Annotated in this window: 4 protein-coding genes and 2 pseudogenes; all 6 read left to right on the forward strand. The window is 34.5% G+C overall.

All coding sequences use genetic code 11. From position 1 onward, the window contains the following. Positions 1-67: 67 nt before the first annotated feature. Positions 68-646, forward strand: a pseudogene (locus tag AC1RYN_RS17930) (cob(I)yrinic acid a,c-diamide adenosyltransferase). Positions 647-796: 150 nt separating this feature from the next. Next, a complete protein-coding gene (locus AC1RYN_RS17935; RefSeq protein ID WP_007138072.1) occupies positions 797-1018 on the forward strand; it encodes a DUF2795 domain-containing protein in 222 nt (73 codons plus the stop codon). A 90-nt stretch (positions 1019-1108) separates the two neighbouring features. Further along, positions 1109-4451: pseudogene (gene secA / locus AC1RYN_RS17940) on the forward strand (preprotein translocase subunit SecA). 212 nt (positions 4452-4663) lie between these two features. After that, positions 4664-5008 carry a hypothetical protein gene (locus tag AC1RYN_RS17945; protein WP_481808042.1) on the forward strand — a complete coding sequence of 115 codons (345 nt, stop codon included), beginning with the start codon at positions 4664-4666 and terminating at the stop codon, positions 5006-5008. Between the two features lie 95 nt (positions 5009-5103). After that, positions 5104-7263, forward strand: a complete 2160-nt coding sequence (locus AC1RYN_RS17950; protein WP_481808039.1) for a TonB-dependent receptor — start codon at positions 5104-5106, stop codon at positions 7261-7263. A gap of 338 nt (positions 7264-7601) precedes the next feature. Next, on the forward strand, positions 7602-8766 hold a 1165-nt coding region (locus AC1RYN_RS17955; RefSeq protein ID WP_481808040.1), incomplete at its 3' end, for a PepSY domain-containing protein.

The raw sequence follows: 8766 nt of genomic DNA on the forward strand, positions 1-8766 counted from the left end.
AAAACTTTCTGCCCCTATTCTAGGAACTTAAATTCTTAATATCTCAAAACCTTAGCATCTTAAAAAAATGAAAGTATATACAAAAACAGGAGACAAAGGAACTCACCGCGCTTTTTGGCGGTACTCGCGTTCCTAAAGACCATATCCGTATCGATAGTTACGGAACCGTTGATGAATTAAACTCTTATATAGGTCTCATACGAGATCAGGAAATAAATGTACACTATAAGAACATTTTAATCGAAATTCAAGATCGATTATTTACTGTAGGCGCAATTCTAGCTACTCAGTAGAAAAAGAAGTCTTAAAAAATGGAGAGTTACGCCTTAAGAATTTAGGTATAGTACCAACTGATATCGAATTACTTGCTGAAAATGAAATTGATGCCATGGAAGAAACGCTACCGCAAATGACGCATTTTGTATTACCTGGAGGCCATCAAACAGTGTCATATTGTCACATTGCGCGTTGCATTTGCCGTCGTGCTGAACGATTGTACAGTCCATTTAAGTCATAATGAGACTGTTCCAGAAATAGCAATACAAGACTTAAACCGACTTTCTCCGACTACCTTTTTGTCTTGGCACGAAAGTTGGGGCCTTCTGACTTAAAAGCGGAGGAAGTTAAATGGATTCCGAGAAAGTAATTCTCTGACAATTTTTAGTATTTACAATGTAAACTGTAACAGAAAATTGAATACTAAAAGGAACGTTCTTAAATTTTACTAAAATAAATCGTTTTTTACTTGTCTTTCTCAGTAAAAAAATTATTTTTGCACAAACTAAATTGACAAAACATGTATTGGACATTAGAATTAGCATCATATTTAAGTGATGCGCCGTGGCCTGCTAACAAAGACGAACTTATAGACTACGCTATTAGAGCAGGAGCTCCATTAGAAGTAGTAGAAAACCTACAGTCAATTGAAGACGAAGGTGAGATATATGAATCAATGGAAGAAATATGGCCGGATTATCCAACAGACGAAGATTATCTTTGGAATGAGGATGAATATTAAAAAGTAACCCCAAAGAAAAAGTCTCAAAAAAGAGGCTTTTTTTTGTTTAAATTTACACATTTAGATAAATTATAGAAATACCAACAGATCATGAGTTTCATTAACAGTATTATTAAAGTCTTTGTAGGTGATAAATCACAAAAAGATGTCAAAGCTTTACAACCTTATTTAAACAAAATTAAAACTTTCGAAACTAGCTTAATGGCTTTGTCTCATGACGAACTGAGGGCTAGGACAGCATTTTTTAAACAAAAGATAAAGGACGCAAGAGCCGAAAAAGATGCGAAAATTGCTTCTCTTAAAACAGAAGTAGAAAGCATTGAAGATATCGACAAAAAGAGAAGACATTTACGAAGCTATAGATACTTTAGAAAAAGAAGCTTACGAAATCTCAGAGAAAACATTATTGGAAATTCTTCCTGAAGCGTTTTCTGTAGTAAAAGAAACAGCACGTCGTTTTAAAGACAATTCTTTTATCGAGGTTACTGCAACTCCAAAAGACCGCGAATTTTCAGGTTCAAAAACTTATGTTACTATTGAAGGTGACAAAGCTACTTGGGCGAACAAATGGAATGCTGCCGGTAAAGAAATTACATGGGACATGATTCATTATGATGTTCAGTTGATTGGAGGAATGGTTTTGCACGAAGGTAAAGTTGCAGAAATGCAAACAGGTGAAGGTAAAACATTAGTTGCTACACTTCCGCTTTACTTAAATGCTTTGACAGGAAACGGAGTTCACTTAGTAACTGTGAATGATTACCTTGCAAAACGTGATAGTACATGGAAAGCGCCTTTATTCGAGTTTCACGGTTTAACTGTTGATTGTATCGATAACCATCAACCAAGTACAGAACAAAGAAAGAAAGCGTATGATGCAGACATTACTTACGGAACAAATAACGAATTCGGATTTGACTACCTAAGAGATAATATGGCGCATTCGCCAAATGACTTGGTACAAAGAAAACACAATTATGCAATTGTCGATGAGGTCGATTCTGTATTAATTGATGATGCAAGAACACCACTTATCATTTCTGGTCCAGTTCCTCAAGGAGACCGTCATGAATTTAATGAATTGAAGCCAAAAATTGAAAACTTAGTAAGTTTACAACGTCAATTGGCAAATGGATTCTTAGCTGAAGCTAAAAAATTAATAAAAGAAGGAAATACTAAAGATGGTGGTTTCTTATTATTAAGAGCTTACAGAAGTTTACCTAGAAATAAAGCTTTAATTAAATTTTTGAGTGAAGAAGGAATTAAACAATTACTTCAGAAAACCGAAAATCAATACATGCAAGACAACAACCGTGAGATGCATAAAGTTGATGAGGCTTTATACTTCGTAATTGAAGAAAAAAACAATCAAGTTGAATTAACTGATAACGGAATCAAATTCCTTTCTGGAGATACTGATGCAGACTTTTTCGTATTACCAGATATCGGAACTGAAATCGCTGCGATTGAAAAACAAAAATTAGACAAAGACGCTGAAGCTGAAGCCAAAGAAAGATTATTCCAAGATTTTGGTGTAAAAAGCGAGCGTATCCACACTTTAACTCAACTGTTAAAAGCATATGCACTTTTTGAAAAAGATGTAGAGTACGTTATCATGGACAACAAGATTATGATTGTCGATGAACAAACAGGTCGTATCATGGATGGTCGCCGTTATTCTGACGGATTACACCAAGCGATTGAGGCTAAAGAAAATGTAAAAATTGAAGCTGCAACTCAAACTTTTGCAACTGTTACATTACAGAACTACTTTAGAATGTACAGCAAACTAGGTGGTATGACTGGTACTGCAGTAACAGAAGCTGGTGAGTTATGGCAAATTTACAAATTAGATGTAGTTGAGATTCCTACGAATCGCCCAATGTCTAGAATAGACAAAGAAGATTATATTTATAAAACTACACGTGAGAAATTCAATGCTGTAATCGAAGATGTAACTGAATTATCTAAAGCAGGAAGACCGGTTTTAATTGGAACAACATCTGTAGAAATCTCTGAGTTATTAAGCCGTATGCTTAAAATGAGAGGTGTAGCACACAATGTATTGAATGCTAAAATGCACAAGCAAGAGGCACAAATTGTAGAAGAAGCAGGAAAACCTGGAGTAGTAACCATTGCAACCAATATGGCTGGTCGTGGTACCGATATTAAATTATCTCCAGAGGTTAAAGCTGCTGGAGGTTTAGCAATTGTTGGTACAGAACGTCACGATTCTCGTCGTGTAGACAGACAATTACGTGGTCGTGCTGGTCGTCAGGGTGACCCAGGAAGTTCTCAATTCTACGTTTCTCTAGAAGATAACTTAATGCGTTTATTTGGTTCTGAAAGAGTTGCCAAAGTAATGGATAGAATGGGATTACAAGAAGGAGAAGTAATTCAGCATTCTATGATGACAAAATCTATTGAGCGTGCTCAAAAGAAAGTAGAAGAAAACAACTTTGGTGTTCGTAAACGTTTATTAGAATATGATGACGTTATGAATTCACAACGTGAAGTAGTTTACAAACGCCGTCGTCATGCATTGTTTGGGGAGCGTTTAAAACTAGATATCGCAAACATGCTTTATGATACTTGTGAACTTATCGTAAGCCAAAACAAAGCAACAAATGATTTTAAAAATTTCGAATTTGAATTAATTCGTTATTTCTCTATAACATCTCCAATTTCTGAAGCTGATTTTATAAAATCTACAGAGATGGAAATCACAGGAAAATTATACAAAGAAACATTAGCGTTTTACACTGAGAAAACAGAACGTAGTGCTAGAGAAGCTTTCCCTATCATTAAAGGAGTTTACGAAGAGAAAAACAATCAATTTGAACGTATAGTAGTTCCGTTTACAGATGGTATCAAAACATTAAATGTTGTTACTGATCTTAAAAAAGCATACGAAACTGAAGGAGCTCAACTAATTGCTGATTTCGAGAAAAACATCACATTATCTATCGTAGATGAGGCTTGGAAAAAACACTTACGTAAAATGGATGAATTGAAACAATCAGTTCAATTAGCCGTTCACGAACAAAAAGATCCATTGCTTATCTATAAATTAGAGGCTTTCAACTTATTCCGTGGAATGCTTGAAAACGTAAACAAAGAAGTTATTTCATTCTTATTTAAAGGTGATTTACCAGCTCAAAACGTTCCAGAAATTCAGGAAGCAAGAGAAGTTCGTCAGAAAGAGAACTACAAATTAAGTAAAGACGAAATCGAAAATAGTGAAGACATCAACCGCGAAGCTGGAGAAACTCAACAACGTCAAGTGACTGAAACTATCACTAGAGATATGCCTAAAATTAATCGTAATGATAATGTAACAGTACAACAAGTTGCTACTGGAGCAATCGAAACGATGAAATTTAAAAAAGCAGAAAACTTATTAGCTACTGGCGAATGGGTTATCGTTAAATAATCTAAAATATCAGTATTTCAGTCTCAGTTAACATTTTGAGACTGAATATAGAAATTAGAAACTCAAAAAAATCCCCAATTACAATGTAATTGGGGATTTTTTATTGCAAAAAAACCAAAATACGTTCCTATTAAAACGAATATAGCGTATTTTTGCTATCGAAAACAACAAACCCCCATTTGAAGCAATTTTTAATCATATTCCTCTCATGCATGCTTTTGGCTCCATCTTTTGGAAGTTTCTTTGTTTATACCTCATTTAAATTAAACCAAAAAGAAATCTCTAAAACCATCTGCGTACAACGTAAAATGGTTTTTAATTCGTGTAACGGTCGATGTGATCTTCAAAAGAGTTTAAAAAAATACACCGATAACGAGAAAAGAATGCATAACAATCTGAAAGAAAAAGCAGAGATTGTTTACATTCAAAATACAACTACAAATAATTTTAAATTAATACCAGCAATCGAATCAAAAGCAAAAATCTTCGCTTCTTTCGATAAGAAACCTATTGCAGTTTCTAATGCTACTTTTCACCCTCCAACCTATTTTATATAAATTCTAGTCACAGATTTCAATATCCATTGAAACAATTTCTCTTGCCTTAAGGTCAGGGAAAAGCACACGTTACTTTTAAATTTATATAAACTAAAATGAAAAAAATATGCTTTACCCTATTACTAATAGGGCAATGTGTCTTTGCGCAAAATAAAACGAAACAAGACACTACCAAAATACAAGAATTAGAAAACATCTTTGTAACAGCAAATCGCACCGCTACACTACGCAAGGAAACTCCAGTAGCGATAAGTAAATTAACTGCAAAAACTATTAACGAAACCAAGGCAACAGCTGTTTACGAAATCATTAATAAAACACCAGGTGTTTTAATGGTCAATCTAGGCAACGAACAACATATGATGTCAATTCGCCAACCAATGACCACAAATGCTTATTACTTATATTTAGAAGATGGTTTACCAATCCGTCCAATGGGAGTTTTCAATCATAATGCATTATTAGAAATTAATCAATTCAACCTTCAAAGTATTGAAGTTGTAAAAGGCCCAGTTTCATCATTATACGGCCCAGAAGCTGTTGGCGGAACGATTAACTTAATTTCATTAAAACCATCTGTTGAACCAGAATTTAAATTTGGCGTTCAGGCAGATAATTATGGATACCATAGATTTCAAGCGGCAGGAGGAGCAACAATTGGAAAAGTTGGTTTTCATATCGCTGGAATTTCAAGTTTACAAGAAAACGGCTGGATGACGTATTCAGATTACAACAAAGACAATCTAAATGCCCGAATCGATTATAACATCTCCTCTTCTACCCGATTGGTCAGCAATACCATGTATGGAAAATACTATTCAGATATGAGTGGAAATCTTAACGAAGATGCTTTTAACAACAGAACCTACAAAAGTACTACTGACTTTACCTATAGAAAATCAGAAGCTTTACGAACACGATTAACACTTGAACACGATTGGAATGACAATTCAAGCAGCTATATTACGGGATATTTACGTAATAATAAATTAGGGCAAAACCCATCTTATGGGATCAGATGGAATCCAACTGTAAATCCTACAACTGCTAGAGGCGAGATAAATTCGAATAACTTCAAAAGCTATGGTGCAATCGGGCAGCACACTCAAAAATTCAATTTTCTAAATACTAAAATTGTTGCAGGCGCCTTATACGATTATTCTCCAGTAACCTATTGGTCTTATCTAATCGATTTAAAAGCCAATCTAAATCCGGGAGAAGCAGGAAAACAAACCGTAGATTCTTATGAGATTATTGCCGAACGTCCTGACACAAAATTAGCCGATTATACTGCTGATATTTTCAATACAGCTGGATATGCGCAAGTAAGTTTTAATCCAATCGAAAAATTAATCATTACTCTTGGTGGCCGTTATGACAATATGAAAGTAAATTACAATAATACTTTAGACCTTTCTACAGGAAGCAAAGTGTATGACAAAGCAACTTTCAAGGCAGGAGCAAATTACAACCCATTAAACTTCATTGGTTTTTACGGCAATTATTCTCAAGGTTTTGCACCTCCAGGAATTACTTCTATTTTCAGAACCAAACCCGGAACTGGAGGAAAGACTGGAGTCCCTGCAGACTTTTATTATAATCTAGAACCTGCAACTTTCAACAATTATGAAGTCGGCGGATGGGTTACTCTCTTAGAAAACAAGCTAAATATTGACTACGCTATCTATTATATGGAGGGCAAAAACGAATTATTAAACGTCAAGCTTCCTGACAACTCAACTGATTATCGTTCGGCTGGCGAAACACGCCATAAAGGAATTGAGTTTGGCGCTTCATACAGACCTTCAAAACAATTTACTATTCGCACAGGTGGAACTTACGCACAACATACCTATATCGATTTTAAACTTTCAGATAAACCAAATGATCCGATTCAGAATTTAGACGGAAAAGAAATGCCAGCAGCACCAAAATGGTCTGGAAATTCAGAAATAAGCTATTACCCAAACTGGCTTCCAAACTTAAGAACTTCGATAGAATGGCAACTAGTGGGTAGTTATTACCAAGACCAAATTAATACTGTAAAATACGATGGGTATAATTTATTTAATGCTAAAGTTGGCTACCAATGGAAAAGCATAGAGATATACGGAAACGTACTTAATCTAACCGATAAATTATACGCTTACAATGTTTCAAGAGCCAATACAACAAATGCACAGCCTACCTATACCGCAGCTGCGCCAAGAACATTTGTATTAGGAATACAGTATAATTTTTCGCTAAAAAAATAATTAAAGTTTTTGCCACAGACTAAATAAGTTATTAAGACAATATTTCTAAAATCATTTTAAATACTAAAAATCTGTGGCAAAAAACAAATCATAAGCATTCAAAAGATGAACAAAGAAATAAAGAGAAAAAATTCTTCTAAAAAAGTAAGATTCAAAAATCATCAAGAAAATCAAGCAACATATGTACAAATGGCATCGTATAATTGGACTAATTACAATTGTACCTGTAATTTTCTGGACACTATCAGGCTTGATGCATCCATTTATGGCACATTTCTTTAAACCCGAAATCGCCCACTCTTGATAAAATCGAACAACAATTCATTTCAAAAGACAAATTGCAATTTTCAATTCAGGAAGTTCTCAAAAAAAACGATATCACCGAATTTAAAAACTTTAGAATAGTAACATTCAATAACACAACTTTTTACCAAATAAAAACCATTACAGGAGAACTTTTATATTTTGACACTTCAACTACAAAAAAACTAGCCGATGGGGATAAAAAATATGCCGAATGGCTTTCCCGTTATTTCCTAGATGACCAAAAAAGTGCCGTAAAAAAGAGCGAGATAATAACCGAATTTACATCCCAATACAAATACGTAAATCGCTATCTGCCAATTCATAAAACAAGCTTTGATCGTCCTGACTCGATGCAGGTTTATGTAGAAACCTCTTCCAGCAAACTAGCAACTTACAATCCAACTTCAAGACAAGCATTCATTTGGTTTTTTGATACTTTTCATAATTGGTCTTTTATTGATGCTATTACCAACAACAGTGTCCGAATCATTACAATGATTTTCTTACTATCCATTATTGGATTCTCAGCCCTTAGCGGAATCTTAATTTATGGCTTACTATGGAAGCAATTCAAAAAAACGGATAAACTCCAACCTAAAAAAGGTCTTAGAAAATACCATCGACAAATTGGAATTTGGGTCTCTCTTTTCACTCTAACTTTTGCTTTTAGCGGTGCCTACCATGCCACTACAAAATGGGAACCCTATACATTATCACAAATGGTGTACGAACCAACTTTTGAAACTGAAGAAATTCCTTTGCTCAACACCAACCTAAATTTAGATTGGAATCGTTTTCAAAATTCAAGTATTATTACATTAAATGATACTATATATTACCGTTGTCAATTGGCAGAAAAGGGAGATAAGAAATTTAAAAAAACCGATTCGGGTTCAAAATGGAATAAAAAAGAAACTCCAAAATCCGAAATAATTTATATCAATGCAACAACCAATACAATCACGCCCAACATTGATCTTCAATATGCAGCCTATTTAGCTTATTATTTTACAGATGGAGCACCAAAGGCTTCTTGCAGTGAAATGGTAGAAACTTCAGAAGAGACGCCTCAACCCTCTCTAGAAAATATAAAATTGATAGAATCAAAAGTCTTAACCGATTTAGGTGCTGCCTCCCTAACAACAGGAGCATGTATTAACCTTAGCAATACGTACTCTAGTCCAGTAGGTTCAACAA

The organism is Flavobacterium sp. TC780 (genome assembly GCF_056783245.1).